Origin of the sequence: Pseudoalteromonas sp. A601 (assembly GCF_002165575.1) — a bacterium.
GTDB lineage: Bacteria > Pseudomonadota > Gammaproteobacteria > Enterobacterales > Alteromonadaceae > Pseudoalteromonas.
Genome location: NZ_MXQF01000098.1, coordinates 1 through 326, shown reverse-complemented (window position 1 = coordinate 326; position 326 = coordinate 1). Strand labels below are relative to the sequence as shown.

The window sequence follows — 326 nt, the reverse complement described above, 5'->3', positions numbered from 1 at the left end:
TTACCCGATGGTGAGTTTACAGTGGATGTGAGTGTGCGTGATGGCGTGGGCAACGAAACCACAGAGACAGTGACAGGCGTGATTGATACAGACGCACCGAGCCTCACTGTCAATGGTGTGGGGGATGGGCGTGATGTGACCCCAGAATTCAGCGGCACCAGTAATGAAATTGGTGGCACAGTGACGGTGACCGTCACGGATGCAAACGGCGTTGAACAAACCCTCACCGCGAGCGTGCAAAGCGACGGCAGTTGGTCAGTGGAAGTACCCAACGCCTTAGCGCAAGGTGATTACACGACGGAGGTTGTGATCAGTGATGGCGCAGG

At 55.8% G+C, this 326-nt stretch carries 1 protein-coding gene; it reads left to right on the top strand.

The window, feature by feature from the left end:
- Nucleotides 1-326 (top strand): Ig-like domain-containing protein (locus B5G52_RS22150; RefSeq protein ID WP_254911270.1); only part of this gene is annotated, 326 nt, incomplete at both ends.